Source organism: Pseudomonas sp. MBLB4136, assembly GCF_051904765.1.
Taxonomy (GTDB): Bacteria; Pseudomonadota; Gammaproteobacteria; order Pseudomonadales; family Pseudomonadaceae; genus Aquipseudomonas.
The window spans coordinates 3,071,196-3,098,084 of record NZ_CP196713.1 but is presented as its reverse complement, the minus strand read 5'-3'; the positions used below and the strand labels follow the sequence as shown (position 1 = coordinate 3,098,084).

Annotated in this window: 28 protein-coding genes; all 28 read left to right on the top strand. The window is 65.5% G+C overall.

The window, feature by feature from the left end; genetic code table 11:
• Window positions 1-16 precede the first annotated feature (16 nt).
• The 28 genes from ACSX1D_RS13940 (at window position 17) to flhF (ending at window position 26,837) form a co-directional block, all read left to right on the top strand.
• A complete protein-coding gene (locus ACSX1D_RS13940) occupies window positions 17-331 on the top strand; it encodes a flagellar protein FlaG (protein ID WP_439862328.1) in 315 nt (104 codons plus the stop codon).
• Window positions 332-399: 68 nt separating this feature from the next.
• Window positions 400-1,800, top strand: a complete 1,401-nt coding sequence (gene fliD, locus ACSX1D_RS13935) for a flagellar filament capping protein FliD (protein ID WP_439859066.1) — start codon at window positions 400-402, stop codon at window positions 1,798-1,800.
• A gap of 3 nt (window positions 1,801-1,803) precedes the next feature.
• The gene (fliS, locus tag ACSX1D_RS13930) at window positions 1,804-2,190 is read left to right on the top strand and encodes a flagellar export chaperone FliS (RefSeq protein ID WP_439859065.1); all 387 of its coding nucleotides are present in this window, start codon (window positions 1,804-1,806) and stop codon (window positions 2,188-2,190) included.
• A gap of 188 nt (window positions 2,191-2,378) precedes the next feature.
• Entirely contained in the window at window positions 2,379-2,759 is a 381-nt protein-coding gene (fliS, locus tag ACSX1D_RS13925) for a flagellar export chaperone FliS (protein ID WP_439859064.1), read from the top strand.
• Window positions 2,760-2,788: 29 nt separating this feature from the next.
• Window positions 2,789-3,085, top strand: a complete 297-nt coding sequence (gene fliT / locus ACSX1D_RS13920) for a flagellar protein FliT (protein ID WP_439859063.1) — start codon at window positions 2,789-2,791, stop codon at window positions 3,083-3,085.
• 255 nt (window positions 3,086-3,340) lie between these two features.
• Window positions 3,341-4,816, top strand: coding sequence for a sigma-54 dependent transcriptional regulator (locus tag ACSX1D_RS13915; RefSeq protein WP_439859062.1), 1,476 nt, complete (start codon window positions 3,341-3,343; stop codon window positions 4,814-4,816).
• 180 nt (window positions 4,817-4,996) lie between these two features.
• A complete protein-coding gene (locus ACSX1D_RS13910; protein WP_439859061.1) occupies window positions 4,997-6,208 on the top strand; it encodes a sensor histidine kinase in 1,212 nt (403 codons plus the stop codon).
• 5 nt (window positions 6,209-6,213) lie between these two features.
• The gene (fleR, locus tag ACSX1D_RS13905; RefSeq protein ID WP_439859060.1) at window positions 6,214-7,626 is read left to right on the top strand and encodes a sigma-54-dependent response regulator transcription factor FleR; all 1,413 of its coding nucleotides are present in this window, start codon (window positions 6,214-6,216) and stop codon (window positions 7,624-7,626) included.
• A 244-nt stretch (window positions 7,627-7,870) separates the two neighbouring features.
• Window positions 7,871-8,200 carry a flagellar hook-basal body complex protein FliE gene (gene fliE, locus ACSX1D_RS13900; RefSeq protein WP_439859059.1) on the top strand — a complete coding sequence of 110 codons (330 nt, stop codon included), beginning with the start codon at window positions 7,871-7,873 and terminating at the stop codon, window positions 8,198-8,200.
• Window positions 8,201-8,216: 16 nt separating this feature from the next.
• Window positions 8,217-10,007 carry a flagellar basal-body MS-ring/collar protein FliF gene (fliF, locus tag ACSX1D_RS13895; protein ID WP_439859058.1) on the top strand — a complete coding sequence of 597 codons (1,791 nt, stop codon included), beginning with the start codon at window positions 8,217-8,219 and terminating at the stop codon, window positions 10,005-10,007.
• Window positions 10,000-11,016, top strand: coding sequence for a flagellar motor switch protein FliG (gene fliG / locus ACSX1D_RS13890; RefSeq protein WP_439859057.1), 1,017 nt, complete (start codon window positions 10,000-10,002; stop codon window positions 11,014-11,016). Before fliF ends, fliG begins: the two co-directional genes overlap by 8 nt.
• Before the next feature lie 3 nt (window positions 11,017-11,019).
• Window positions 11,020-11,817 (top strand): flagellar assembly protein FliH, encoded by a 798-nt coding sequence (gene fliH / locus ACSX1D_RS13885; RefSeq protein ID WP_439859056.1) that lies wholly within the window; start codon window positions 11,020-11,022, stop codon window positions 11,815-11,817.
• Complete coding sequence (gene fliI / locus ACSX1D_RS13880) at window positions 11,807-13,168, top strand: flagellar protein export ATPase FliI (protein WP_439859055.1); 1,362 nt, start codon at window positions 11,807-11,809, stop codon at window positions 13,166-13,168. Before fliH ends, fliI begins: the two co-directional genes overlap by 11 nt.
• Window positions 13,169-13,618 carry a flagellar export protein FliJ gene (gene fliJ, locus ACSX1D_RS13875; protein ID WP_439859054.1) on the top strand — a complete coding sequence of 150 codons (450 nt, stop codon included), beginning with the start codon at window positions 13,169-13,171 and terminating at the stop codon, window positions 13,616-13,618.
• A 126-nt stretch (window positions 13,619-13,744) separates the two neighbouring features.
• Window positions 13,745-14,050 (top strand): STAS domain-containing protein, encoded by a 306-nt coding sequence (locus ACSX1D_RS13870; RefSeq protein WP_439859053.1) that lies wholly within the window; start codon window positions 13,745-13,747, stop codon window positions 14,048-14,050.
• Between the two features lie 5 nt (window positions 14,051-14,055).
• The gene (locus ACSX1D_RS13865; protein WP_439859052.1) at window positions 14,056-15,765 is read left to right on the top strand and encodes a SpoIIE family protein phosphatase; all 1,710 of its coding nucleotides are present in this window, start codon (window positions 14,056-14,058) and stop codon (window positions 15,763-15,765) included.
• Between the two features lie 31 nt (window positions 15,766-15,796).
• On the top strand, window positions 15,797-16,150 hold the full coding sequence (locus ACSX1D_RS13860) for an Hpt domain-containing protein (protein WP_439859051.1): 354 nt from the start codon (window positions 15,797-15,799) through the stop codon (window positions 16,148-16,150).
• Between the two features lie 121 nt (window positions 16,151-16,271).
• A complete protein-coding gene (locus ACSX1D_RS13855) occupies window positions 16,272-17,534 on the top strand; it encodes a flagellar hook-length control protein FliK (RefSeq protein ID WP_439859050.1) in 1,263 nt (420 codons plus the stop codon).
• Between the two features lie 297 nt (window positions 17,535-17,831).
• Complete coding sequence (gene fliL / locus ACSX1D_RS13850; RefSeq protein ID WP_439859049.1) at window positions 17,832-18,356, top strand: flagellar basal body-associated protein FliL; 525 nt, start codon at window positions 17,832-17,834, stop codon at window positions 18,354-18,356.
• Between the two features lie 13 nt (window positions 18,357-18,369).
• On the top strand, window positions 18,370-19,341 hold the full coding sequence (gene fliM / locus ACSX1D_RS13845) for a flagellar motor switch protein FliM (protein ID WP_439859048.1): 972 nt from the start codon (window positions 18,370-18,372) through the stop codon (window positions 19,339-19,341).
• A 40-nt stretch (window positions 19,342-19,381) separates the two neighbouring features.
• Entirely contained in the window at window positions 19,382-19,849 is a 468-nt protein-coding gene (fliN, locus tag ACSX1D_RS13840; RefSeq protein ID WP_439859047.1) for a flagellar motor switch protein FliN, read from the top strand.
• A gap of 2 nt (window positions 19,850-19,851) precedes the next feature.
• Complete coding sequence (gene fliO / locus ACSX1D_RS13835) at window positions 19,852-20,283, top strand: flagellar biosynthetic protein FliO (protein WP_439859046.1); 432 nt, start codon at window positions 19,852-19,854, stop codon at window positions 20,281-20,283.
• On the top strand, window positions 20,283-21,038 hold the full coding sequence (gene fliP, locus ACSX1D_RS13830; protein ID WP_439859045.1) for a flagellar type III secretion system pore protein FliP: 756 nt from the start codon (window positions 20,283-20,285) through the stop codon (window positions 21,036-21,038). The genes fliO and fliP overlap by 1 nt, the downstream gene beginning before the upstream one ends.
• Window positions 21,039-21,040: 2 nt before the next feature.
• A complete protein-coding gene (gene fliQ, locus ACSX1D_RS13825) occupies window positions 21,041-21,310 on the top strand; it encodes a flagellar biosynthesis protein FliQ (RefSeq protein WP_255837892.1) in 270 nt (89 codons plus the stop codon).
• 1 nt (window position 21,311) lies between these two features.
• Window positions 21,312-22,088: a flagellar biosynthetic protein FliR gene (gene fliR / locus ACSX1D_RS13820; RefSeq protein ID WP_439859044.1), complete on the top strand. Its 777-nt coding sequence runs from the start codon at window positions 21,312-21,314 to the stop codon at window positions 22,086-22,088.
• Window positions 22,089-22,097: 9 nt separating this feature from the next.
• Window positions 22,098-23,234 (top strand): flagellar biosynthesis protein FlhB, encoded by a 1,137-nt coding sequence (gene flhB, locus ACSX1D_RS13815; RefSeq protein WP_439859043.1) that lies wholly within the window; start codon window positions 22,098-22,100, stop codon window positions 23,232-23,234.
• A 156-nt stretch (window positions 23,235-23,390) separates the two neighbouring features.
• Window positions 23,391-25,520 (top strand): flagellar biosynthesis protein FlhA, encoded by a 2,130-nt coding sequence (gene flhA, locus ACSX1D_RS13810; protein ID WP_439859042.1) that lies wholly within the window; start codon window positions 23,391-23,393, stop codon window positions 25,518-25,520.
• A 15-nt stretch (window positions 25,521-25,535) separates the two neighbouring features.
• Window positions 25,536-26,837, top strand: a complete 1,302-nt coding sequence (gene flhF / locus ACSX1D_RS13805; protein WP_439859041.1) for a flagellar biosynthesis protein FlhF — start codon at window positions 25,536-25,538, stop codon at window positions 26,835-26,837.
• Window positions 26,838-26,889: the final 52 nt, after the last annotated feature.

Here is a 26,889-nt window from a genome sequence, read left to right as displayed (position 1 = left end):
GCGTGCCGAGCCTTCGATGGCGGCGGGCGACGGCGCAGCCGGTCTACAGTCGGCGTCTTCGTCGCTCGGTCAGGGCAGGGACGCTGTACCGCCTACTGCCGAGGTGCAGCGCCAGCCTATGGAAGAGGCGGTTTCCAGTATCAAACAGTTCGCCCAGAGCATTCAGCGCAACCTGGACTTCGATCTGGATGACTCGACGGGGCGCGTGGTGGTCAAGGTCACCGACGGTGTGTCCGGTGAGGTGATCCGGCAGATTCCTTCCGAGGAAGCTCTACGTCTGGCGGAGAGTCTGGATGAAGTACGCAGTCTGCTGTTCAAGGCCGAGGCTTGAGCGGCACGTTTCTTGATTAAGTCTGCAGTAGGCGGCGAAAGCGTCAACCCCATGACGAGGTGGAGCAGATGGTAGGCATAACGGGTATCGGATCGGGCATCGACATCAACAGCATCGTCAGTGCCATGGTCAGTGCTGAAAAAGCCCCCAAGGAGGCGCAACTGGCGCGTCTGGAAAAAGCCTCCACCACCAAGTTTTCCGCCTTGGGTCAGCTCAAGGGTGCGCTCAGCGAGTTCCAGACGGCGATGAAGGACCTCAACAACCTGGCGCTGTTCGAGAAACGTGGCGCCACCTCTTCCAATACCGGCGCGCTGAGCGCTTCGGCGAGCAAGACGGCGCTGAGGGGCAGCTACCAGATGACTGTCGAGCGGCTGGCCAGCAGCAGTAAGGTCGCCACGGCGGCACTGGCCAGTGACTTCGCCGCATCCGCCGACGGCAAGCTGACGGTCAAGCTGGGAGCTGCCGATACCGGGGTCGAGGTCGATATTGCTTCCGGCGATACCCTGGTGCAGATCCGTGACAAGCTCAATGCCGCGCTCAAGGACAAAGGCATCACCGCCAACGTCATCAACAACCCGGCCGACGGCAAGTCGCGCCTGGTGCTCAATGCCAAGGAAACCGGCACCGGTAAGGATATCTCCATCGAGACTGCCGACGCCGCCCTGGCCAGCCTGGCACTTGACGGCGGCATTCAGTCGACCGGTGACGGCGCCGGTTTCTTGCAGCAGGCTGCCGATGCCGAGTTCACCATCGATGGGCTGGCGCTCAAGAGCCCGAGCAACACAGTTAGCGGCGCCATTCCCGAGGTCACGCTCACCCTGGTCGGCAAGACCGAGGTAGGTAAGCCGCTGACGCTGACCGTCGACCAGGACAAAGCAGGCGTCACCGCCAATATCAAGAAGTTCGTCGAGGCCTATAACAAGCTCATCAGTACCGCCAATCAGCTGACCAGCGTCACCCAGGTGGGCGAGGGTAAGGCACCGGTGACTGGAGGCTTGGTCGGCGATGCGACCGTGCGTACTTTGCTGGGTTCCGTGCGTAATGAACTGGTCAACCCGGCCGAGCAGGGGGGGGTGAGGGTATTGGCCGATCTGGGCATTACTACCCAGAAAGACGGCACCCTGAAGATCGACGACACCAAGCTGGGTAAGGCCCTGAGCGACAACTTCGATGAGGTGGGCAGCTTCTTTACCGGCGACACCGGCTTGATGAGCAGGGTGGATAAGCGCATCGACGGCTATATCCAGGTCGGTGGTGTGCTGGAGCAGCGCATGAAGGGTCTGCAAACGACTATCACGGGCATCGACAAGCAGAAAGAGGACCTGACGAGGCGCGTGGCTCAGATGCAGACCCGTTTGTTCGCCCAGTTCAATGCAATGGACGCACTGGTGGGGCGTCTGAACGACACCAGTGCCCGATTGACCCAAGCGCTTGGCAGCCTGCCGGGCGTGGTGAAACAGGACAGTTAAGCCGTGAGTGACGCGATCAATACTTACAAACGGGTCAAGACCAGTCAGGACATTACGCCTTACCAGACGGTTCGCCTGTTGCTGGAAGGGGCGCTGGAGCGCATCTCGCTGGCCCAGCATGCCCAGCAGCAGGGTGCCCCGGATGTGCGGGGAGAGGCAGTCGGCAGTACCCTGTCGATCATCGGTGTCCTCCAGGCCAGCCTGGACAAGGAGCTGGGTGGTGAGCTGGCGGAAAACCTCGATGCGCTCTACGACTACATGACCCGGAGGCTCGCCGGCGTGGCCCTGGATCAAACCCCGCACAGTCTGCGCGAGGTCGAGCAATTGATCGTGCAGATCCGTGATGCCTGGGTGGCGATCGGGCCGGAAGTGGAGCCAGTGCCGGCCTGAAGGCGAGCAATGCGTTTTGCCGGGAACCTGCTTTGCGGCCACTATGGCGGAAGCGGGTTTTTGTGTTGGCCCTTATCTGATTTACAGCGTGCGCCCGAGTGTGGCGATAAATGGTAAGCGGGGCCTAAAGCTCATGGGGCCAATGCCGATAAAAGAGGTATTCCGAGCGAACACTGGAGTACATCGGCATGAATGCTATGGTTGCCATGCGGCAGTATCAGAACGTCAATACTCAGGCTCAGGCAGTGGATGCCAGCCCCCATCGGTTGATTCAGATGCTGATGGAAGGCGGTCTGACTCGGATTGCCCAAGCGCGTGGTGCCATGGAGCGTGAGCAGATCGCGCAGAAGGGCGAGCTGATCGGCAAGGCCATCGGTATCATCGGCGGCCTGCGGGAAGGGCTGGATTTGAATCAGGGCGGTGAGCTGGCCAGCAATCTGGATAACCTGTACCAGTATATGGTTGCCCGCCTGCTGCAGGCCAACAGCCGGAACGATGTCGCTCTCCTCGAGGAGGTCGCCGACCTGTTGCGCGAAGTGAAGGCCGGTTGGGACGCCATTGGTCAGTAATGCGGTTTGACGCTTAAAGGAGCGCGATCATGAGTTCGACAGTCCAGCGCCTGGAAGATACCGGCAGCGCCTTGCGCAATGCCCTTGCCACTCGCGACTGGGCGGCGATCGGTGAACTGGATCTGCAGTGCCGCCAAGCCGTCGACGAGGCCATGGTCGAGGCCGAGCAGGATGAAGGCATGCTGCGCGCGCGCATGCAGGAGTTGCTCGATCTCTATCGTGAGTTGGTCAGCGTCTGCCAGGCCGAGCAGAAGCGTCTGGCCGCGGAGATGATTCAATTGAACCAGTCCCAGCAGGGGGCCAAGGTCTATCAGCTGTTTGGTTGAGCCGTGTTCGCCGAATGCTTCGCTGTCCGCTGCTTTTCCCCTCGTATTACTCTCGGATTCGCTGCTTTCCGTGAAGGAAGCCGAGAAAATCCCTTTCTGTTGAAACAGTCGTTTATGCAAACCGACGGGCGAAGCAAAAAAATCACGCCATAAAATTGACTGCCCTCTCGAAATTGACTTTACTAGCGGCCAAATGCCGACGTCTCTTTTGTGGCGCTGCGGCCCCTTTCACTCCTCGGAAAAGACCAAAACAATATGTGGCGTGAAACCAAAATTCTCTTGATCGACGACAACACCGAACGTCGTCGTGACCTGGCTGTAATCCTGTCTTTCCTGGGTGAGGAACATATCGCCTGTTCCAGTAGGGATTGGCGCGACGCGGTATCGTCGCTGGAGTCCAGTCGCGGGGTGCTCAGCGTGCTGGTCGGCGGCGTGCAGACCAAGGGCGGCATCCTCGAGTTGCTCAAGGAGCTGGCGGGCTGGGATGAGTTCCTGCCGGTGTTGCTGCTCGATGAACAGGTCAGCGCGGAGTGGCCGGAGGAGGTGCGTCGCCGTGTCCTGGCGACCCTGGAGATGCCGCCGAGCTACAACAAGCTGCTCGACTCCCTGCATCGCGCTCAGGTCTACCGCGAGATGTACGACCAGGCCCGCGATCGTGGGCGTCAGCGCGAGCCCAACCTGTTCCGCAGCCTGGTCGGCACCAGCCGCACCATCCAGCATGTGCGGCAGATGATGCAGCAGGTGGCCGATACCGAAGCCAGCGTGCTGATCCTCGGCGAGTCAGGTACCGGCAAGGAAGTGGTCGCGCGCAACCTGCACTACCACTCCAAGCGGCGCGAGGCGCCGTTCGTGCCGGTCAATTGCGGCGCGATTCCGGCCGAGCTGCTGGAAAGCGAACTGTTCGGCCATGAGAAGGGCGCGTTTACCGGCGCCATCACCAGTCGCGCCGGGCGCTTCGAGCTGGCCAATGGCGGCACATTGTTCCTCGACGAAATTGGCGACATGCCGCTGCCGATGCAGGTCAAGCTGCTGCGCGTGCTGCAGGAGCGCACCTTCGAGCGGGTCGGTAGCAACAAGACCCAGAGTGCCGACGTGCGCATCATCGCGGCCACCCACAAGAACCTGGAGACCATGATCGAGACGGGCAGCTTCCGCGAGGACCTGTACTACCGCCTGAACGTGTTCCCTATCGAGATGCCGCCGCTGCGCGAGCGTATCGAAGACATCCCGTTGCTGATGAACGAGCTGATCTCGCGCATGGAGCACGAGAAGCGCGGCTCCATCCGCTTCAACTCGGCGGCGATCATGTCGCTGTGCCGGCATGACTGGGCGGGCAACGTGCGTGAGCTGGCGAACCTGGTGGAGCGCATGGCGATCATGCACCCCTACGGGGTGATCGGCGTCGGCGAGCTGCCGAAGAAGTTTCGTCACGTCGACGATGAGGACGAGCAGCTGGCGGCCAGCCTGCGCGATGAGCTGGAGGAGCGTGCCGCCATCGTTTCCGGTCTGCCGGGGGTGGACAAGCCGGCGATGCTGCCGCCCGAAGGGCTGGACCTCAAGGACTACCTGGGCAGCCTGGAGCAGGGGCTGATCCAGCAGGCGCTGGACGACGCCGCCGGCGTGGTGGCGCGTGCCGCAGAGCGCCTGCGCATTCGCCGTACCACCCTGGTCGAGAAGATGCGCAAGTACGGCATGAATCGCCGCGATGAAGAAGGGCAGCTCGAAGACTGACGAGCTGCATCGCCAGTCAGCGGACTGGCGCAGTCGGGGCGAATAGAGCCGAAGGTTTGACACAGCCTTCGGCTTTATTTTTTAGGTCATTGAAAAGCAAAGGAAAATTTTTAGGCACGGGGATTGCTATCTCTTAACCAACTGACTGTCTTATGACGGCTCGCGGCACGAGAGAGAACGATGAATCCCAATGCCCAGCTTTCCCATGACGCCCTGGCGCCCGCTGCCCCCGCAGAGGAGGCCGGCCGCGCCAGTCTGGAACAGGCGTTCGCCCTGTTTAACCAGATGTCCAACCAGCTCAGCGAGTCCTACAGCATGCTGGAGGCCCGGGTTGCCGAGCTCAAGGGCCAGCTGGCCCTGGTCAGCGCCCAGCGCATGCAGGAGCTGGCGGAGAAGGAGCGTCTGGCCCATCGCCTGCAGAGCCTGCTGGACCTGCTGCCGGGCGGGGTGATCGTCATCGATGGCCAGGGTGTGGTACGCGAAGCCAATCCGGTGGCGCGCGGCCTGCTCGGGCAGCCGTTGGCCGGCATGCTCTGGCGCGAGGTGATCGCCCGCAACTTCGCCCCGCGCGAAGACGATGGTCACGAAATCTCCCTGAAGGATGGGCGGCGCCTGTCGATTGCCACCCGCTCGCTGCACGGCGAGCCCGGGCAGCTGGTGCTGCTCACCGACCTGACGGAAACCCGGCGCCTGCAGGATCAGCTGTCGCGCCACGAACGCCTGTCGGCCCTGGGGCGGATGGTCGCTTCCCTGGCCCATCAGATTCGCACGCCACTGTCCGCCGCCCTGCTCTATGCCAGTCACCTGACCGAGCAGGTACTGCCGGCCGAGCAGCAGCAGCGCTTTGCCGGGCGGCTGAAGGAGCGCCTGCATGAGCTCGAGCACCAGGTGCGCGACATGCTGATCTTCGCCCGCGGCGAGTTGCCGCTGCCGGATCGCCTCGCACCCAGGGCGCTTTTCGATGCCCTGCGCGCGGCGGGGGAGGTTCATGTGCAGGGCATGAATGTGCGCTGGCAGTGCGACGCCCGCGACGGCGAGCTGCTGTGCAATCGCGACACCCTGGTGGGCACCGCGCTCAACCTGCTGGAGAACGCCATTCAGGCGGCCGGCCGCGAGGCGCGCTTCAAGGTCCACCTGTATCGGCGCGGCAACGCGCTGCACCTGTGCATCAGCGACAGCGGCCCGGGGATAGACGACGCCACCCTGGCGCGCCTGGGCGAACCCTTCTTCACCACCAAGACCACCGGCACCGGGCTCGGCCTGGCGGTGGTCAAGGCGGTCGCGCGCGCCCACCAGGGCGAGCTGCGCCTGCAGTCGCGGCCCGGCCGCGGCACCTGCGCCCTATTGATCCTGCCGCTGATCAGCGCGGCACAACCCTTGTTTCAGGAGTGATTCCCATGGCTGCCAAAGTTCTGCTGGTCGAAGATGACCGCGCCCTGCGCGAAGCCCTGGCCGATACCCTGGCGCTGGGCGGTCACGATTACCGCGCGGTGGATTGTGCCGAGGCCGCATTGCAGGCGCTGGCCGAGGAGTCGTTCGGCCTGGTGGTCAGCGACGTGAACATGCCCGGGATGGACGGCCACCAGCTGCTCGCCCTGATACGTCAACGCCAGCCGCAGCTGCCAATGTTGTTGATGACCGCCTACGGCGCGGTCGAACGCGCGGTGGAGGCGATGCGCCAGGGCGCGGCCGACTATCTGGTCAAGCCGTTCGAGCCGAAGGCCTTGCTGGCGCTGGTCGAGCGGCATGCCCTCGGTCGCCTGAGTGCCCAGGAGCAGGATGGCCCGGTGGCGCTGGAGCCGGCCAGCGTACAGCTGCTGGAACTGGCCTCGCGGGTGGCGCAGAGCGACTCCACGGTGCTGATCACCGGCGAATCGGGCACCGGCAAGGAGGTGCTGGCGCGCTACATCCATCAGCAGTCGCCGCGGGCGGCGCAGCCGTTCATCGCCATCAATTGTGCGGCGATTCCCGACAACATGCTCGAGGCCACGCTGTTCGGCCACGAGAAGGGCGCCTTCACCGGCGCCGTCGCCAGTGCGCCGGGCAAGTTCGAGCTGGCGGACAAGGGCACCATCCTGCTCGACGAGATCTCGGAAATGCCGCTGGCCCTCCAGGCCAAGCTGTTGCGCGTGCTGCAGGAGCGCGAGGTGGAGCGGGTCGGCGCGCGCAAGCCGATTGCCCTGGATATCCGCGTGCTGGCTACCAGCAACCGCGACCTCGCCGGAGAAGTGGCGGCGGGGCGCTTCCGCGAGGATCTCTACTATCGCCTGTCGGTCTTTCCCCTGGCCTGGCGGCCCCTGCGCGAGCGTCCCGCCGACATCGTGCCGCTGGCCGAGCGACTGCTGGCCAAGCACGTCAAAAAAATGAATCACACACCGATCCGCTTGTCGCCGCAGGCCCAGGCCAGTCTGATGAGCCATGCCTGGCCGGGCAATGTGCGCGAACTGGACAACGCCATCCAGCGCGCGCTGATCCTTCAGCAGGGCGGCCTGATTCAACCGCAGGACCTTTGTCTGACGGCGCCGATCGGCTTTGCTGCGCCGGCTAAGCCGCAGTCGCAACTGGTCGCGGTGCCGGCAAGCCTGCCAGCCAGCGTGCCGACGGCCGAAGTACCGGCGGAGTCGGGTGATCTGGGTGAGGACCTGCGCCGCCGCGAATTCCAGGTGATCATCGACACCCTGCGTTCCGAGCGCGGGCGCCGCAAGGAGGCCGCCGAGCGCCTGGGCATCAGCCCGCGCACGCTGCGTTACAAGCTGGCGCAGATGCGTGATGCCGGCTTGGACGTGGAGGCCTACCTTTACGCCAGCTGAGCGCAGCTGCCAGCCACTCCCCTCGGATCCGCACCCTGCGCCGCACTGCACGGGGGAGTGCCGGCCTGTCCGCGTTGCGTTGCGTCGGGCGCTCTCTACGCCGGGGCGCGCGGCGTGCTGCCGGGCTGCCTCATCGTTTGAGCGATTCGCCTCCTGTCCTCGTACGTATTGGCACCCTTGTTGCAAATACCCATTCTAAAGCGCCGCGTAGCGTCAAAAATCCGCGGCCAGTGGAGGAAAGGTTATGAGCCAGGGTGTCGAATTCAATCGCCTGATGTTGGAAATGCGCTCCATGCAAGCCGAGGCCATGGCGCGGCAGAAGCCGGTTGCCAGCACGCCGGAGCCGGGCGCACCGAGCTTCTCTGAAATGCTTGGTCAGGCGGTGAACAAGGTCAACGAAACCCAGCAGACCTCCAACCAGTTGGCCACCGCCTTCGAGATGGGCCAGAGCGGCGTCGACCTGACCGATGTGATGATCGCCTCGCAGAAGGCCAGCGTGTCCTTCCAGGCCATGACCCAGGTGCGCAACAAGTTGGTTCAGGCGTACCAAGACATCATGCAGATGCCGGTTTAAGGATAGGTTCTGAATCATGGCCGATGCCCTTGCCGCAAAAGTCCCCGCCACCAGCGCCGGCGACGAGTCGAAGAAACCGCTCTTCGGCCTGAGTTTTCTGGAAAATCTGTCCGACATGTCGATGCTGCGGCAGATCGGCCTGCTGGTCGGCCTGGCCGCCAGTGTGGCGATCGGTTTCGCCGTGGTGCTCTGGTCGCAGCAGCCGGACTACCGTCCGCTGTACGGCAGCCTCAACGGCATGGACGCCTCCCAGGTGGTGGAAACCCTGGCGGCGGCGGACATCAGCTATACCGTGGAGCCCAACTCCGGTGCCCTGCTGGTCAAGGCCGAGGACCTGGCGCGGGCGCGCATGCGCCTGGCCGCGGCCGGGGTGGCGCCCAGCGACAAGAGTGTCGGCTTCGAGATCCTCGACCAGGAGCAGGGCCTCGGCACCAGTCAGTTCATGGAGGCCACCCGCTACCGCCGTGGCCTGGAGGGCGAGCTGGCGCGCACGGTCTCCAGCCTCAACAACGTCAAGGGCGCCCGCGTGCACCTGGCGATCCCGAAGAGCTCGGTGTTCGTGCGCGACGAGCGCAAGCCCAGCGCGTCGGTGTTGGTCGAGCTGTATCCGGGGCGCGCCCTGGAGCCGAGCCAGGTGATGGCCATCGTCAACCTGGTGGCGACCAGCGTGCCGGAACTGGACAAGGCCCAGGTCACGGTGGTGGACCAGAAGGGCAACCTGCTGTCCGATCAGCGCGAGCTGTCCGAACTGAGTATGGCCGGCAAGCAGTTCGACTACAGCCGCCGCATGGAGAGCCTGCTCACCCAGCGCGTGCACAACATCCTGCAGCCGGTGCTGGGCAGCGGCCGCTACAAGGCCGAGGTCTCGGCCGACGTCGACTTCAGTGCGGTGGAATCCACCTCGGAGATGTTCAACCCGGACCAGCCGGCCCTGCGCAGCGAGCAGCAGGTCAGCGAGCAGCGCAGCGCCGGCATGACGCCCCAGGGCGTGCCGGGTGCCTTGAGCAACCAGCCACCGGGCGCCGCCAGTGCGCCGGAGAAGGCCGGCGGCGCGGCCGCGCCGAATGCCGTGGCCCCCGGTCAGCCGCTGCTGGATGCCAACGGCCAGCAGGTCATGGACCCGATGACCGGGCAGCCGATGCTGGCGCCATACCCGGCGGACAAGCGCGAGCAGGCCACGCGCAACTTCGAGCTGGATCGCTCGATCAGCTACACCAAGCAGCAGCAGGGGCGCCTGCGTCGCCTGTCGGTGGCGGTGGTGGTGGACGACCAGCTCAAGCTCGACCCGGCCACCGGTGAAGCCACCCGGGTGCCCTGGAGCAACGACGACCTGGCGCGCTTCACCCGCCTGGTGCAGGACTCGGTCGGTTTCGACGCCAGCCGCGGCGACAGCGTCAGCGTGATCAATACGCCCTTCACCGTCGAGGTGGGCGAGGAGATCGCGGAGGTGGCCTTCTACACCCAGCCGTGGTTCTGGGACATCGTCAAGCAGGTGCTCGGCGTGCTGTTCATCCTGGTCCTGGTGTTCGGCGTGCTGCGTCCGGTCCTCAACAACATCACCAGCGCCGGCAAGGCCAATGGCTATTCCGGCAGCGGGCGCAATGGCGACGTCGAACTCGGCGAGATGGGCGGGCTGGACGGCGAACTGTCCGCCGATCGGGTCAGCCTCGGCGGCCCGCAGAGCATCCTCCTGCCCAGCCCGACCGAGGGGTATGATGCGCAGCTCAACGCGATCAAGAGCCTGGTTGCCGAAGACCCGGGCCGCGTTGCCCAGGTCGTGAAAGAGTGGATCAACGCCGATGAGTGAAAATCGTACCGCCGCCAAGCTGAACAAGGTCGACAAGGCCGCCATTCTCCTGCTCTCCCTCGGCGAGACCGACGCGGCCCAGGTGCTGCGCCACCTCGGGCCCAAGGAGGTGCAGAAGGTCGGCGTGGCCATGGCCGGCATGCGCAACGTGCACCGCGAACAGGTCGAGCAGGTGATGGGCGAATTCGTCGACATCGTCGGCGATCAGACCAGTCTGGGCGTGGGCGCCGATGGCTACATCCGCAAGATGCTCACCCAGGCCCTCGGCGAGGACAAGGCCGGCAACCTGATCGACCGCATCCTCCTGGGCGGCAGCACCAGCGGCCTGGACAGCCTGAAGTGGATGGAGCCGCGGGCGGTGGCCGACGTGATCCGCTACGAGCACCCGCAGATCCAGGCCATCGTCGTGGCCTACCTCGACCCCGACCAGGCCGGCGAGGTGCTCAGTCACTTCGACCACAAGGTGCGCCTGGACATCGTCCTGCGCGTGTCCTCGCTGAACACCGTGCAGCCGGCGGCGCTCAAGGAGCTCAACCTGATTCTCGAGAAGCAGTTCTCCGGCAGCGCCAACACCACCCGCGCCGCCCTCGGCGGGGTCAAGCGCGCCGCCGACATCATGAACTTCCTCGACAGCTCGACCGAAGGCCAGCTGATGGATTCGATCCGCGAGATCGACGAGGACCTGTCGACGCAGATCGAGGACCTGATGTTCGTCTTCGACAACCTCGCCGATGTCGACGATCGCGGCATCCAGGCGCTGCTGCGCGAGGTGTCCTCCGACGTCCTGGTGCTGGCGCTCAAGGGGGCCGACGAGGCGATCAAGGACAAGGTCTTCAAGAACATGTCCAAGCGTGCCGCCGAGTTGCTGCGCGACGACCTGGAGGCCAAGGGGCCAGTACGGGTCAGCGACGTCGAGGGCGCACAGAAGGAAATCCTCACCATCGCCCGGCGCATGGCCGAAGCGGGGGAGATCGTTCTCGGTGGCAAGGGCGGCGAGGAGATGGTCTAAGCCATGGCGGACAAGCAAGGGGCCAGCGAGCTGATTCGCGCCAAGGATCTCGGGGCCTTCGATCGCTGGGCCTTGCCCAGTTTCGATGATGGCGCAGAGACGGCCGAGCAGGTCGCCGAGGCGCAGGCAGGCGAGGAGCAAGCTGCCGAGAGCCAGGCCGATGTCGAGGACGTCCCCCTGGAAGACGTCAAGCCCTTGACGCTGGACGAGTTGGAGGCCATCCGCCAGGAGGCCTACAACGAGGGCTTCGCCACTGGCGAGAAGGACGGTTTTCATGCCGGGCAACTGAAGGCCAAGCAGGAGGCCGATGCGGCCCTGGCGGACAAACTGGCCGTTCTGGAGCGCCTGATGAGCCAGCTGTTCGAGCCGATCGCCGAGCAGGATCAGCAGCTCGAGATCGCCATGGTCAACCTCGTCAGCCATATGACCCGCCAGGTGATCCAGCGTGAGCTGAGCAGCGACTCCAGCCAGATTCGCCAGGTCCTGCGCGAGGCGCTGAAGTTGTTGCCGATGGGCGCCGGCAACGTGCGCATCCACCTCAATCCCCAGGATTTCGAGGTGATCAAGGCCCTGCGTGAGCGCCACGAGGAGAGTTGGCGGATTGTCGAGGACGACGCCATGCTGCCCGGCGGTTGCCGGGTCGAGAGCGAGCACAGCCGCATCGACGCGAGCATGGAGACGCGCCTGGAGCAGGCGCTCAAGCAACTGTTCGAGCAGCAGCGCGAACAGGTCACCAATCCCGTGGAGGCCGATCTGCAGATCGACCTGGACGCCACGCCGGAGTCGGCCGATGCGCCTTGAGCGCACCAGCTTCGCCAAGCGCCTGTCCGGCTACAGCGAGGCCGTGCAGCTGCCGGTGCAGCCGGTGGTGGAAGGGCGTCTGCTGCGCATGGTCGGCCTGACCCTGGAAGCCGAAGGTCTACGCGCCGCCCTCGGCAGCCGCTGCCTGGTGATCAACGACGACAGCTATCACCCGGTGCAGGTCGAGGCCGAGGTGATGGGTTTCTCCAACGGCAAGATCTACCTGATGCCGGTCGGCAGCCTGGCCGGCATCGCCCCGGGCGCCCGCGTGGTGCCGCTGCCGGACACCGGACGCCTGCCGATGGGCCGCTCGATGCTCGGCCGGGTGCTCGATGGCGCCGGCCGCGCGCTGGACGGCAAGGGCGGGATGAAGGCCGAGGACTGGGTGCCGATGGACGGGCCGACGATCAACCCGCTCAAGCGCCACCCGATCGACCAGCCGCTGGATGTCGGCATCCGCAGCATCAACGGCCTGCTCACGGTCGGGCGCGGCCAGCGCCTGGGCCTGTTCGCCGGCACCGGCGTCGGCAAGAGCGTGCTGCTGGGCATGATGACCCGCTTTACCGAGGCCGAGATCATCGTGGTCGGGCTGATCGGCGAGCGGGGTCGTGAGGTCAAGGAGTTCATCGACGAGATCCTCGGCGAGGAAGGGATCAAGCGTTCGGTGGTGGTCGCCTCGCCGGCCGATGACGCGCCGCTGATGCGCCTGCGTGCGGCCATGTATTGCACGCGGATCGCCGAGTATTTCCGCGACAAGGGCAAGAACGTCCTGCTGCTGATGGATTCGCTGACCCGTTTCGCCCAGGCCCAGCGCGAGATCGCCCTGGCCATCGGCGAGCCGCCGGCGACCAAGGGCTACCCGCCATCGGTGTTCGCCAAGCTGCCCAGGCTGGTCGAGCGCGCCGGTAATGCCGAGGCCGGTGGCGGCTCGATCACCGCCTTCTACACGGTATTGAGCGAGGGCGACGATCAGCAGGACCCGATCGCCGACGCCGCGCGCGGGGTGCTCGACGGCCATATCGTGCTGTCGCGGCGCCTGGCCGAAGAGGGGCACTACCCGGCCATCGATATCGAGGCGTCGATCAGCCGGGTGATGCCGCAGGTGGTCACGCCCGAGCACCTGCGTCAGGCCCAACGTTTCAAGCAGCTCTGGTCACGCTATCAGCAGAGCCGCGACCTGATCAGCGTCGGCGCCTACGTGCCGGGTGGCGATGCCGACACGGACCTGGCCATCGCCCGCCAGCCGGTGATGGTCAAATACCTGCGCCAGAGTCTGGGTGAAAGCGAAGATCTCGAGCGCAGCAGCGCCCAGCTGGCGGCCACCTTCAATCCAGCGGCGCCCGGAGGCTAAGTGTCGAGCAGCCGTGCCGCGCGCCTGGCGCCGGTGGTCGTCATGGCCGAGCGCGCCGAGCGTGAGGCGGCCGTGCTGCTGGGGCGGGCCCAGGGCCAGTTGCGCCAGGCCGAGGTCAAGCTCGGCGAGCTCGAGCACTACCGTGGCGATTACCAGCAGCAATGGATCAGCGAGGGCCAGCGCGGGGTGTCCGGGCAATGGCTGATGAATTACCAGCGCTTTCTCGCCCAGCTGGAAACCGCCATCGGCCAGCAGCGCCAGAGCGTGGACTGGCACCGCGCCAACCTGGACAAGCTGCGCGACACCTGGCAGCAGCGCTACGCCCGTCTCGAGGGCCTGCGCAAGCTGGTCCAGCGCTACCTCGACGAAGCCCGTCAGCTCGAAGACAAGCGCGAGCAGAAACTGCTCGATGAGCTTTCGCAGCGTCTGTCAGCGCGCGACTCAGGTTGATTGGCAGTTGCCGCTGGCGGTTCTGGGTGCTACATCTAATCCCTGCGGGTTGTGCATAGGGATCGGCGCTTCGCCGATATTCAACCGGTGCGCTATCGACCGTGTCGCTGGATAAAGGAGTGATTCATGGCCATCACCTCGCTGCCATCGCCTGATGGGCAAGAGTTGACCATAGTGATTCAAGGACGTTTCGATTTCGGTGCGCATCAAGAGTTTCGTGATGCCTACGAACGCGCCAGTCTCAGTCCCGAGCGCTATATCGTCGACCTCAAGGGCACCACCTACCTGGATAGCTCGGCGTTAGGCATGCTGCTGCTGCTGCGCGACCATGCCGGAGGCGAGCACGCGCAGATTCGCCTGCTCAACTGCAATCCGGACGTGCGCAAGATCCTCGCCATCTCCAATTTCGAGCAGCTGTTCCAGATCGCCTGACGCGCATGTCGGCAATCATCGCGCAGCCGCTATCGATTCTGATCGCCGAGGACAGTGCGGCCGATCGTCTGCTGCTATCGACCATCGTCAGCCGTCAGGGCCACCGCGCCCTGACCGCGAGCAATGGCCTGGAGGCGGTCGAGCTGTTCGAGCGCGAGCGTCCACAGCTGGTGTTGATGGATGCGCTGATGCCGGTGATGGACGGCTTCGAGGCGGCTCGGCGGATCAAGCGGATGGCTGGCGAGGCGCTGGTGCCAATCATCTTCCTGACCTCCCTGACCGAGGGCGAGGCCCTGGTGCGTTGCCTGGAGGCCGGCGGCGACGACTTTCTCGCCAAGCCCTATAACCGGGTGATACTCGAAGCCAAGATCAAGGCGATGGATCGCCTGCGGCGCCTGCAGGATACGGTGCTGCAGCAACGCGACCTGATCGCCAGGCACAACGAGTACCTGCTCAACGAGCAGCGCGTGGCCAAGGCGGTATTCGACAAGGTGGCGCACTCCGGTTGCCTGAATGCGCCGAACATCCGTTACCTGCAATCCCCTTATGCGCTGTTCAATGGCGACCTGCTGCTGGCGGCCTACAAGCCCAGTGGCGGCATGCATGTGCTGCTCGGGGATTTCACCGGGCATGGCCTGCCGGCGGCCATCGGCGCGATGCCGGTGGCCGAGGTGTTCTATGGCATGACCGCCAAGGGCTACAGCCTGGCGGAGGTTCTGCGCGAAATGAACGCCAAGCTCAAGCGTATCCTGCCGGTGGGTATGTTCTGTTGCGCCACCATGCTCTGCCTGAGCGCCCAGCGGCGTGAGGTCGAGGTGTGGAGTGGCGGCTTGCCCGATGGCTACCTGCAGCGTGCCGCTGGCGGCGAGCGCATTGCCCTGGCGTCCCGCCACCTGCCGCTGGGCATCCTCGAGACCCAGGCGTTCGACGACGAGTATCAGGTCTACCCGCTGGAGTTGGGTGACCGGATCTTCCTGCTTTCCGACGGGGTGCTCGAGGCGCGCAACGACGACGGCCAGCTGTTCGGTGAGCAGCGTCTGCTCGAGGTATTTGCCGAGAATTGCGCGCCGGAGCGGCTCTTCGAGCACATTCAGCAGGCCCTGGTGCGCTTTCGCGGCGAGCAGGAAGATGACATCAGCCTGGTCGAGGTCAGTATGGTCGAGGCCGATGCGCTGAGCCGACCGCCCCTGGCGTTTTCCGGCAGCGGGCAGAACAACCCGCTGGACTGGTCGGCGAGTTTCGAGTTTCGCGGCGAAACCTTGCGGCGTTTCAATCCTCTGCCGTTTCTCCTGCAACTGCTGCTCGAAGTCCAGGGCCTGCGCCCCCAGGGGGGCGCGCTGTACAGCGTGCTGGCCGAACTCTATTCGAATGCCCTGGAGCACGGCGTGCTGGGCCTAAACTCGGCGTTTAAGCGCGATGCCGAGGGCTTTGCCGAGTACTACCGGCAGCGCAGCGAGCGCCTGGCCGGACTCGACGAGGGGTATGTGCGTTTTCACCTGCAATTGCGTCCCGAGGCACCGGGTGGCCGGCTCATCGTGCGGGTCGAGGACAGCGGCCCGGGGTTCGATGGGCAGGCGACCCTGGAGCGGCAGATGCGTCTGGATCGCCTCTGCGGACGTGGCCTGGCCCTGGTGCGCCAGCTGAGCGAACGTTGTACCTGGCCGGCCGATGGCCGGGGCGTGTGCGTGGAGTTTTCCTGGCGGGATGAGGCATAATCGCGCTCGTTTCGATCAAGGAGTGACCGGGGTGTCCGATAGCCATCTCGACAGCGCCGTGCAGGCGGTGCTGCAGGACGTCATGGAAGCGGAGTATCCGGTGCTGCTGGATACCTTCCTGACTGATTCCGAGGAGCGCCTGCGCCTGCTGCATAAGGCGGAGCGGGCGGCGGACGCTCAGGCCCTGCGCCAGGCCGCGCACAGCTTCAAGGGCAGCTGCAGCAACATGGGCGCGCCATTGCTCGCCGGCCTGTGCCGGCAGCTGGAGGAGGCGGCGCGGCGCGAGCAGCTGAGCCAGACAGCGGAACTGATCGAGCAGATCGAGCGCGAGTTCGCCATCGTGCGCATCCTGTTCAGGGCCGAGCGTCAGCGTTACCGCCACTAGACGCGTCGCTCGCAGGCCTGGCAGTGGTCGCGCACCACGGACGCCGCCGCGACATACTTTCGAATAGTTGGCCCAGTCCTTGCTGTTACCTAGGCACGACCCATCCGAACGGAGAGTGCCCGTGTCCGTCGCCCCCGATCTGCTCCTCAAACCGGCTGCTGAAGTCAGGCCGAAAACTCCGCCCGCGAAAGCCCCGGCCAAACCGGCCGAGCCTGGCAAGAACGAGGCCTCCAGCTTCGCTCAGGTCTATGCCAAGGAGCGCCAGGCCAACACTGCCGAGCGTACCGACGCTCCGGCCCGGTCCACTCGCGAGACAAAGTCCGACGAGGACGACGCCGGTGAGCCGCAAGGCGCCGCTGCCGCCGAGTCGCCGCCACTTGCCGAAAGCGGCAAGGCTTTGCCGAGCGAGTCGCCGCCGGAGCCGCAAGCCTTCGATCCGCTGCTGCTGATGGGGCTCGTCGGCCAGCAGCCGGGCGCCGACGAAGCCATCGACGAGGTGGCGGAGGCGGATACTGTCATGCCGATGCCCTCGGCCAGCCTGATCGGCTCGGGGCCGGCAAGTCTGACCGAGGCCAGCTTCGACCCCGAACTGGATGCCCTGAACCAGCTGCCGGCCGTGCGCATGGCCCTGGACCTCGGGGCCAAGGCTCAGGCCGGCCAGGTTGAGCAGGCTGTCGCGAGCAATTCGACGGCACAGGCCGTGGTCAATGTCGGCCAGGGCTTTGCCAGCGCCATGGCCGCCATGGGGGCGAAGCAGGCCCAGGAGGGTGGCGCGGAGTCAGTCGAGGTGCCGTTGCTCGAGCTGACCGCCGAGGGCCTGGAAAGCCTGAAGGAGGGGTCGGCTGACAACCGGCCGGAGAACTTCGTCGGCAAGCTCAGCGCGCTGAGCCAGGCAATCGGCCAGCAAAGCGCGCTGACCCCGCGTGCCGCCCTGGTACCGGGGCAGCCGGTGGCGATGCAGCAGGGGGGCTGGAGCGAGGCCGTGGTCGATCGGGTGATGTGGCTGTCGAGCCAGAACCTCAAGTCGGCCGAAATCCAGCTCGACCCCGCCGAACTGGGCCGCCTGGAGGTGCGCATCAACATGGCGCAGGACCAGCCTCAGGTGACGTTCGCCAGCCCCAATGCCGCTGTCCGGGATGCCCTGGAGGGGCAGATGCACCGCCTGCGCGAGCTGTTTGCCCAGCAGGGCATGAACATGCTCGATGTCAACGTCTCCGATCAGTCCTTGAGCCGCGGTTGGCAAGGTCAGGAGGGCAACGGCGGCGGTCGTGGTGGCAATCAGTCGGCGCTCGGCGGCAGCGAAGAGGAGTTCGCCGCCGCCGCGGTCGAGCAGCCTGTTCGGCTCCAGGGCAATCCCCGTGGCCTGGTCGACTATTACGCCTAGGGTGCGCGTCGGCCGCTGAGCGCCGAATCGTTGCTGTAGTCTGTCGTACCGGTGTCCTACACTGCGCCCCGCCCGATAGCCGCAAGGCTGCCGGGCGGGGTCGTTTGCGCGTGACATCGGCCTGTGGGCCTGATATATCCGCTGCCCAGGCCGGCCGCGCGGCCGTAGCCGGTGGCGGCCACGGATGCACTGGCGGCCCTGGGCGGCATGGCAGTACGACCTGTCGACGAGCTGGCATAACACTTGCTCAAACCCCTTTAAAGCGGATTAAACGCCGCTCATTGACGGATTATTGGCATGGCAAAGAAAGAAGAGCCGCAGGCTTCGGCAGACGCCGAGGCGAAACCGGCCGGCAAGATGAAACTGATCATCCTGATCGTCGTGGCGCTGCTGCTGGCCGTGGGGCTGTCGGTCGGCGGGACCTGGTTCCTGCTCAAGAAGGATGGCGACCAGGCTGAGGCCAGTGCCGAGGCGCCCGCAGCGGTGAGCGCGCCGGGCAAACAGGCGGCGATCTATGAAGAGCTGACGCCGGCCTTCGTGGTCAATTTCGACTACCAGGGGCGGCCGCGCTACATGCAGGTCAGCGTTGCCCTGATGAGCCGCGACCAGGCCGCGCTGGACGCCCTGAAGGTGCACATGCCGGTGCTGCGCAACAATCTGGTGATGCTGTTCTCCAGCCAGGATTTCGAGGCCCTGACCACCCCGGTCGGCATGGAAATGCTGCGCCAGCAGGCCACCGCCAGCGTGCAGGAGCTGGCGCAGAAGGAGACGGGCAAGCAGGCCGTCGAGCAAGTGCTGTTCACCAACCTCGTATTGCAGTAATCAGGAGTCGGACATGGCCGTGCAAGACCTGCTCTCCCAGGATGAGATCGATGCCCTGTTGCATGGCGTCGACGACGGCCTGGTCGAGACCGAGGACGCCGCCGAGCCGGGCAGCGTCAAGCAATATGACCTGACCAGCCAGGACCGCATCGTCCGCGGGCGCATGCCGACCCTGGAAATGATCAACGAGCGTTTCGCCCGCTACACCCGCATCAGCATGTTCAACCTGCTGCGTCGTTCGGCGGATGTGGCGGTGGGGGGCGTGCAGGTGATGAAGTTCGGCGAGTACGTGCATTCGCTGTACGTGCCGACCAGCCTCAACCTGGTGAAGATGAAGCCGCTGCGCGGCACCGGCCTGTTCATCCTCGATGCCAAGCTGGTGTTCAAGCTGGTCGACAACTTCTTCGGCGGCGACGGCCGTCATGCCAAGATCGAGGGCCGGGAATTCACCCCCACCGAACTGCGCGTGGTGCGCATGGTCCTGGACCAGGCATTCATCGACCTGAAGGAGGCCTGGCAGGCGGTCATGGACATCAACTTCGAGTACGTCAACTCGGAGGTGAACCCGGCGCTGGCCAATATCGTCAGCCCCAGCGAGGTCATCGTGGTGTCGACCTTCCATATCGAACTGGACGGCGGCGGCGGCGACCTGCATGTGACCATGCCCTATTCGATGATCGAGCCGATCCGCGAGATGCTCGACGCCGGTTTCCAGTCCGACGTCGACGACCAGGACGAGCGCTGGGTCAAGGCCCTGCGCGAGGACATCATCGACGTCCGTGTGCCCCTGGGCGCCACGGTGGCGCGGCGCCAGCTGAAGCTGCGCGACATCCTGCACATGCAGCCCGGCGATGTGATTCCGGTGGAGATGCCCGAGCATATCGTCATGCGCGCCAACGGCGTACCGGCCTTCAAGGTCAAGCTCGGCGCGCACAAGGGCAACCTGGCCTTCCAGGTACTAGAACCGATCGAGCGCCAGCGCTAAGCGCTGGGCAATCCAGTTACCCGCCAGTCGAGGACAAACGATGGCCGACAGCAACGAAAACACCTCTCCCGAGGAGCAGGCTCTGGCCGACGAGTGGGCCGCAGCCTTGTCCGAGTCCGGTGATGCCGGCCAGGACGACATCGATGCCATGCTCGCCGCCAGTGGCGCGAGTGCCCCGGCCGCGCCGCGCGCGCCGATGGAGGAGTTCGGCAGCGGTCCGAAGAACAATCAGCCGGTCAGCCTGGACGGGCCGAACCTGGACGTGATTCTCGACATTCCGGTGTCGATCTCCATGGAGGTCGGCAATACCGACATCACCATTCGCAACCTGCTGCAGCTCAACCAGGGCTCGGTGATCGAACTGGACCGCCTGGCCGGCGAGCCCCTCGACGTGCTGGTCAACGGCACGCTGATCGCCCATGGCGAGGTGGTGGTGGTCAACGAGAAGTTCGGCATTCGCCTGACGGACGTGATCAGCCCGAGCGAACGCATCAAGAAGCTGCGCTAGGCATGCGCACGTTCATCGGCGTCATCCTGGCCTGGCCGCTGACGGCCTGGGCCGCCGAGCCCGCGGCGCCGGCCGCGCCGTCCCTGGCCGAAAGCGGCATGGCGGGGCAGTTGCTGCAGCTGCTGCTGGGCCTGCTGCTGGTGATCGGCCTGATCTTCCTGCTGGCCTGGGTGATGCGCCGGGTTCAGCAGGTCGGGCCGCGCGGTGGCCAGGTGATCAGGATTCTCGCCACTCAGGCGCTCGGCCCGCGCGATCGTCTGGTGCTGGTGCAGGTTGGCCAGGAGCAGGTCCTTCTGGGCCTGACGCCCGGGCGCATCACCCCGCTGCATGTGCTGGCCGAGCCGGTAGCCTTGCCCGACGGCCAGCCGGCCTCGACCGAGTTCGCCCAGCGCTTGATGGAGTTGCTGGGCAAGGATCAGAAGGACAGGACTTGATGAGCGCCATGCGTCTGCTGTTGGCCCTGGTGTTTGCGCTGGCCGCCCCGCTGGCCCTTGGCGCCGAGAATCCGCTGTCGATCCCGGCGATCACCCTGAGCACCGACGCCCAGGGGCAGCAGGAATATTCGGTCAGCCTGCAGATCCTGCTGATCATGACGGCGCTGAGCTTCATTCCGGCGTTCGTCATGCTGATGACCAGCTTCACCCGCATCATCATCGTGTTCTCCATCCTGCGCCAGGCCCTGGGCCTGCAGCAGACGCCGTCGAACCAGATCCTGGTCGGCCTGGCGCTGTTCCTGACGATGTTCATCATGGCGCCGGTATTCGAGCGGATAAACCAGGACGCCCTGCAGCCCTACCTCAATGAACAGCTGCCGGCCCAGGAGGCGATCGCCAAGGCCGAGGTGCCGATCAAGAACTTCATGCTGGCGCAGACCCGCGAGAGCGACCTGGAGCTGTTCATGCGTCTGTCCAAGCGTACCGACATCGCCAGTGCCGACCAGGCCCCGCTGACCATCCTGATCCCGGCGTTCGTCACCTCGGAGCTGAAGACCGCGTTCCAGATCGGTTTCATGATCTTCATCCCGTTCCTGGTGATCGACCTGGTGGTGTCCAGCATCCTCATGGCCATGGGTATGATGATGCTCTCGCCGCTGATCATCTCCCTGCCGTTCAAGATCATGCTGTTCGTCCTGATCGATGGCTGGGCGCTGATCATGGGTACCCTCGCGGCCAGTTTCGGAGCGACCTGAGCATGACCCCCGAGATCGCCGTCGACCTGTTTCGCGAGGCGCTGTGGCTGACGGCGATGATCGTCGCGGTCATCGTCGTTCCCAGCCTGCTGGTGGGCCTGGTGGTGGCGATGTTCCAGGCCGCCACGCAGATCAACGAGCAGACCCTGAGCTTCCTGCCGCGCCTGCTGGTGATCCTGCTGACCCTGATCTTCGCCGGGCCCTGGCTGACGCGCGAGCTGATGGAGTACACGCAGATGTTGATCATGAACATCCCCATGCTGATCGGCTGACATGTTCGAGCTGAGCGCCGGGCAGATCGGTGGTTGGGTCAGTGGCTTCCTGCTGCCGCTGTTCCGCATCGCCGGGGTGCTGATGAGTATGCCGATCATCGGCACCCAGCTGGTGCCGATGCGGGTCCGCCTGTACCTGGCCCTGGCGATCTGCCTGCTGCTGGCGCCGACGCTGCCGGCCATGCCGGCGATCGATGCGCTGAGCCTGCGCAGCGTGGTGCTGATTGCCCAGGAGGTGTTGATCGGGGTGATGCTCGGTTTCACCCTGCAGCTGTTTTTCCACGCCTTTCTGATCGCCGGGCAGATCGTCTCGATGCAGATGGGCCTGGGCTTCGCCTCCATGGTCGACCCGACCAACGGGGTCTCGGTGCCGGTGGTCGGCCAGTTCTTCCTGATGCTGGTGACCCTGCTGTTTCTCGCGATGAACGGCCATCTGGTGGTGTTCGAGGTGCTGGCCGAGAGTTTCGTCACCCTGCCGGTCGGCGAGGGGCTGCTGACCGATCATTACTGGACCCTGGCCACCAAGCTGGGCTGGGTCATGGGTGCGGCGCTGATGCTGGTGCTGCCGGCCATCACCGCCTTGCTGGTGGTCAACCTGGCGTTCGGGGTGATGACCCGCGCCGCGCCGCAGCTGAACATCTTCTCCATCGGCTTTCCGCTGACCCTGGTGCTGGGGCTGGCGATCGTCTGGATCGGCATGGCCGACATCCTCGCCCAGTACCAGTTGCTGGTGCGCGAGGCCCTGCAGTTTCTCCGCGAAATGGCGCGGGCGCGCTGAGGTCCGGGCATGGCTGAATCGGAAAGCGGCGCCGATAAGAGCGAGGAACCCACGGAGAAACGCCTCCGTGAATCCCGTGAAAAGGGTCAGATCGCCCGTTCCCGCGAGCTCAATACCCTGGCGGTGATGCTGGCCGGCGCCGGTGGCCTGCTGGCCTCGGGCGGCGGCCTGGCGAATGCGCTGATGGAGATCATGCGCGGCAACTTCTCCCTGCCGCGGGAGGTGATTCTCGATGAGCGCAACATGGTCATCTGGCTGCTGGCGTCCGGCGAGATGGCTGTCGAGGCCCTGTTGCCGCTGTTCCTGGCCCTGCTCATCGCCTCGATTGTCGGGCCCATCGCCCTGGGCGGCTGGCTGTTCTCGGCCAAGGCCATGGCGCCCAAGATGAGCCGGATGAACCCCCTGGCCGGACTCAAACGCATGTTTTCGGCCAAGGCGCTGGTCGAGCTGCTCAAGGCCCTGGCCAAGTTCAGCGTGATCCTGCTGGTGGCCCTGGCGGTGCTGGCCGCCGATCGCGACGACCTGCTGGCCATGGCCCATGAGCCGCTGGAGTCGGCGGTGCTGCACGCGGTCCAGGTGGTGGGCTGGAGTGCCCTGTGGATGGCCTGCGGGATCATCCTGATCGCCGCGGTCGACGTGCCGTTCCAGCTCTGGGACAACAAGCAGAAGCTGATGATGACCAAGCAGGAGGTGCGCGACGAGTACAAGGACAGCGAGGGCAAGCCCGAGGTCAAGCAGCGCATCCGCCAGCTGCAGCGGGAGATGGCCGAGCGGCGCATGATGCAGGCCGTGCCCCAGGCCGACGTGGTGATCACCAACCCGACCCACTTCGCCGTGGCGCTGAAGTACGACCCGGCCAAGGGCAGCGCCCCGGTGCTGCTGGCCAAGGGCGGCGACTTCACCGCGCTGAAGATTCGCGAGATCGCCCAGGAGCACAAGGTCATGCTGCTGGAGTCGCCGGCCCTGGCCCGCGCCGTGTTCTATTCCACCGAGCTGGACCAGGAAATCCCCGCCGGCCTGTACCTGGCCGTGGCCCAGGTACTGGCCTACGTCTACCAGTTGCGCCAGTACCAGGCCGGCAAGGGCAAGCGCCCGGGACCGCTGCCGGACCTGCCGATTCCGCCGGACCTGCGCCGCGACGAGTAGCGAGCGGCACCCGCGTTAGAGCAAGGTCCCGACCTGACCGACTTGGCCGCTAAACCCGTCTGTGGTTGGGGCGGGCAAAGTTGGACAGCTTCTTGCAATGCCCCTACCCACAGGCGCAGCTGGCGTCAAAAGATTGATTAGGTCTGGGGTAGGGAAGTGTCAGTAGATCGCGCGCAACTGATCGGCAATGTGCGGAGCAACCTGTCCGGGTTGCGCCACGGCAATCTGGGCATTCCGCTGATGCTGCTGGTCATGCTCGGCATGGTCATGCTGCCGATCCCGCCGTTCCTGCTCGATGTGCTGTTCACCTTCAGTATCGCCCTGTCGATCGTGGTGCTGCTGGTCAGTATCTACGCGCTGCGGCCCCTGGATTTCGCGGTGTTCCCGACCATCCTGCTGGCGGCAACCCTGTTGCGCCTGGCGCTGAACGTCGCCTCGACCCGGGTGGTGCTGCTCCACGGCCATGATGGCCACGGCGCGGCCGGCCAGGTGATCCAGGCCTTCGGCGAGGTGGTGATCGGCGGCAACTACGTGGTCGGTATCGTGGTGTTCGCCATCCTCATGATCATCAACTTCGTGGTGGTGACCAAGGGTGCCGGGCGCATCTCCGAAGTCAGCGCGCGCTTCACCCTGGATGCCATGCCTGGCAAGCAGATGGCCATCGACGCCGACCTCAATGCCGGCCTGATCGACCAGGCGGAGGCCAAGAAGCGCCGCTCCGAGGTGTCCCAGGAGGCCGATTTCTACGGTTCCATGGACGGTGCCAGCAAGTTCGTCCGGGGCGACGCCATCGCCGGCCTGCTGATCCTGTTCATCAACCTGATCGGCGGCATCGCCATCGGCATGTTCCAGCACGGCCTGGGCTTCGCCGACGCCGGCAAGGTCTACACCCTGCTGACCATCGGCGACGGCCTGGTCGCGCAGATTCCCTCGCTGCTGCTGTCGACCGCCGCGGCGGTGATGGTCACCCGGGTGTCCAGCTCCGAGGACATGGGCGCCCAGGTCAACCGGCAGATGTTCGCCTCGCCGCGCGCCCTGGCGGTAGCGGCGGCGATCATGATCGCCATGGGCCTGGTGCCCGGCATGCCGCACTTCTCCTTCATCAGCCTCGGTCTGGTGGCTGCCGGTGCCGCCTACTGGATCGCCAACAAGCAGCGCAAGGTCAAGGAAGCGGAGGTCAAGGAGGTACAGCGCCAGCAGGACCTGCTGCCGGCGCAGAAGGCCCAGGAGGTCAAGGAGCTGGGCTGGGACGACGTCACCCCGGTGGACATGGTCGGCCTGGAGGTCGGTTACCGGCTGATCCCGCTGGTCGACCGCAACCAAGGTGGCCAGCTGCTCACGCGGATCAAGGGAGTGCGCAAGAAGCTGTCTCAGGAGATGGGCTTCCTGATGCCGTCGGTGCATATCCGCGACAACCTCGACCTGCTGCCCAACGCCTACCGTCTGACGCTGATGGGTGTCAGCGTGGCCGAGGCCGAGGTATTCCCCGACCGCGAACTGGCCATCAACCCGGGTCAGGTGTTCGGCACCCTCAATGGCGTGGCCGCCAAGGATCCGGCGTTCGGCCTGGAGGCGGTGTGGATCGACGTCAGCCAGCGCGATCAGGCGCAGTCGCTGGGCTACACCGTGGTGGACGCCAGCACGGTGGTGGCCACCCACCTCAACCAGGTGCTGCACAAGCATTCCCATGAGCTGCTCGGTCACGAGGAAGTGCAGCAGCTGTTGCAGCTGCTGGCCAAGAGCTCGCCGAAGCTGGCCGAGGAGCTGGTGCCGGGCCTGGTGTCGCTCTCGACCCTGCTCAAGGTGCTGCAGGCGCTGCTGCAGGAGCAGGTGCCGGTGCGCGACATTCGCACCATCGCCGAGGCCATCGCCAACGTCGCGCCGAAGAGTCAAGATCCCGCCGCGATGCTGGCGGCGGTGCGGGTGTCGCTGTGCCGGGCAATCGTGCAAAGCATCGTGGGACTAGAGCCGGAGCTGCCTGTGATCACCCTCGAGCCAAGGTTGGAACAGATATTGCTCAGTAGTATGCAGAAGGCCGGGCAAGGCTCCGAGGATGGCATCCTCCTGGAGCCGGGCATGGCCGAGAAGCTGCAGCGCTCCCTGGTGGAGGCGGCGCAGCGCCAGGAAATGCTCGGCAAGCCGGTGATTCTGCTGGTGGCCGGTCCGATCCGGGCGATGCTCTCGCGGTTCGCGCGGCTGGCGGTGGCAAGCATGCATGTGCTGGCCTACCAGGAAATTCCGGACAACAAGCAGGTCACCATCGTTGCGACGGTGGGCCAGAACTAACCGAGGTTACAGGCCATGCAGGTCAAACGCTTTTTCGCTGCCGATATGCGTCAAGCCATGAAGCTGGTCCGCGATGAGCTGGGCGCGGACGCCTCGATCATCGGTAATCGTCGGGTCGCCGGCGGCGTCGAGCTGACCGCCGCGCTGGACTACCAGATTCCCGCCGCGCCGACGCGTCAGCCGAATCCGGCCCTGGAAGCCGAGCTGCGCAAGACCCAGTCGCGCATCGCCTCGGCCCAGGCCGAACTGACCACTCGCGCGCAGGCCGACGAGGGCAAGGATCGCCAACTGTTTGGCGTCCCGCCGAGCGCGCCGGCCGACAGCCTGGCCGCCGTTCTGGCCAAGCCGAAACCGCAGGCTCGTGCGAGCACCGACCAGCATGCCCTGGATGCCATGCGCTCCGAGTTGTCCGGCCTGCGCGAGCTGATCGAGGTCCAGCTCGGTTCGATCGCCTGGGGCCAGATGCAGAGCCGTCGCCCGCAGCAGGCCAGCCTCTGGCGTCGCCTGCAACGCATGGGGCTGCCCGCCGAGCTGTCGCGGGTGCTGCTCGAGCGCGTGGCCAATGTCGCCGAGCCGCGGCAGGCCTGGCGCATGCTCCTGGCACACCTGTCCCATGCGATTCAGACGCCGAAGCAGGAGCCGCTGGAGGAGGGCGGGGTGATCGCCCTGGTCGGCCCGGCCGGCATGGGCAAGACCACCACCCTGGCCAAGCTGGCGGCGCGCTACGTGCTCAAGCACGGCGCCCAGAACATCGCCCTGGTCAGCATGGACAGCTACCGCATCGGCGCCCAGGAGCAGGTCAAGACCCTCGGCCGCATCCTCGGCGTGCCGGTGACCCTGGTCGATCCCGGGCAGTCCCTGACCCAGGCCCTGGCGCCCCTGGCGCGCAAGCGCGTGGTGCTGATCGATACCGCCGGCCTGCCGGCCAACGACCCGGCGCTGCGCATGCAGCTGGAAGCCCTGGCCAGTCGCGGCATCAAGGCGCGCAACTACCTGGTCATGGCGGCTACCAGCCAGAGCCAGGTACTCAAAGCCGCCTATCACAGCTACAAGCGCTGTGGCCTGAGCGGCTGCATCCTGACCAAGCTCGACGAGGCCACCAGCCTCGGCGAGGTCATGGGTCTGGCAATTGGCCAACGCCTGCCAGTAGCCTATGTGGCCGATGGCCCGCGCATTCCCGATGACCTGCAGGTGCCGCGCAACCACCAGCTGGTGAGCCGGGCCGTGGGCCTGCAGTCCGCGGAAGATCCGAGTGAAGACGCGATGGCCGAGATGTTCGCCGGCCTCTATCAGCAGCCGGCACGCCGCGCCGGTTAGCCGCGCGGCAGCAATGACTCAGTGGCACGAGGTGCGGGTTGGCCTGGTGTCG

Coding starts and splice junctions, on each gene's coding strand:
- fliQ (WP_255837892.1), top strand. CDS start 21,041: ATGACCCCCGAGATCGCCGTCGACCTGTTTCGCGAGGCGCTGTGGCTG.
- fliG (WP_439859057.1), top strand. CDS start 10,000: ATGAGTGAAAATCGTACCGCCGCCAAGCTGAACAAGGTCGACAAGGCC.
- fliD (WP_439859066.1), top strand. CDS start 400: ATGGTAGGCATAACGGGTATCGGATCGGGCATCGACATCAACAGCATC.
- ACSX1D_RS13915 (WP_439859062.1), top strand. CDS start 3,341: ATGTGGCGTGAAACCAAAATTCTCTTGATCGACGACAACACCGAACGT.
- ACSX1D_RS13870 (WP_439859053.1), top strand. CDS start 13,745: ATGGCCATCACCTCGCTGCCATCGCCTGATGGGCAAGAGTTGACCATA.
- fliR (WP_439859044.1), top strand. CDS start 21,312: ATGTTCGAGCTGAGCGCCGGGCAGATCGGTGGTTGGGTCAGTGGCTTC.
- flhF (WP_439859041.1), top strand. CDS start 25,536: ATGCAGGTCAAACGCTTTTTCGCTGCCGATATGCGTCAAGCCATGAAG.
- fliF (WP_439859058.1), top strand. CDS start 8,217: ATGGCCGATGCCCTTGCCGCAAAAGTCCCCGCCACCAGCGCCGGCGAC.
- fliO (WP_439859046.1), top strand. CDS start 19,852: ATGCGCACGTTCATCGGCGTCATCCTGGCCTGGCCGCTGACGGCCTGG.
- fliS (WP_439859064.1), top strand. CDS start 2,379: ATGAATGCTATGGTTGCCATGCGGCAGTATCAGAACGTCAATACTCAG.
- fliT (WP_439859063.1), top strand. CDS start 2,789: ATGAGTTCGACAGTCCAGCGCCTGGAAGATACCGGCAGCGCCTTGCGC.
- fliH (WP_439859056.1), top strand. CDS start 11,020: ATGGCGGACAAGCAAGGGGCCAGCGAGCTGATTCGCGCCAAGGATCTC.
- fliL (WP_439859049.1), top strand. CDS start 17,832: ATGGCAAAGAAAGAAGAGCCGCAGGCTTCGGCAGACGCCGAGGCGAAA.
- ACSX1D_RS13865 (WP_439859052.1), top strand. CDS start 14,056: ATGTCGGCAATCATCGCGCAGCCGCTATCGATTCTGATCGCCGAGGAC.
- fleR (WP_439859060.1), top strand. CDS start 6,214: ATGGCTGCCAAAGTTCTGCTGGTCGAAGATGACCGCGCCCTGCGCGAA.
- fliE (WP_439859059.1), top strand. CDS start 7,871: ATGAGCCAGGGTGTCGAATTCAATCGCCTGATGTTGGAAATGCGCTCC.
- ACSX1D_RS13940 (WP_439862328.1), top strand. CDS start 17: ATGGCGGCGGGCGACGGCGCAGCCGGTCTACAGTCGGCGTCTTCGTCG.
- flhB (WP_439859043.1), top strand. CDS start 22,098: ATGGCTGAATCGGAAAGCGGCGCCGATAAGAGCGAGGAACCCACGGAG.
- fliN (WP_439859047.1), top strand. CDS start 19,382: ATGGCCGACAGCAACGAAAACACCTCTCCCGAGGAGCAGGCTCTGGCC.
- fliM (WP_439859048.1), top strand. CDS start 18,370: ATGGCCGTGCAAGACCTGCTCTCCCAGGATGAGATCGATGCCCTGTTG.
- fliI (WP_439859055.1), top strand. CDS start 11,807: ATGCGCCTTGAGCGCACCAGCTTCGCCAAGCGCCTGTCCGGCTACAGC.
- ACSX1D_RS13910 (WP_439859061.1), top strand. CDS start 4,997: ATGAATCCCAATGCCCAGCTTTCCCATGACGCCCTGGCGCCCGCTGCC.
- fliP (WP_439859045.1), top strand. CDS start 20,283: ATGAGCGCCATGCGTCTGCTGTTGGCCCTGGTGTTTGCGCTGGCCGCC.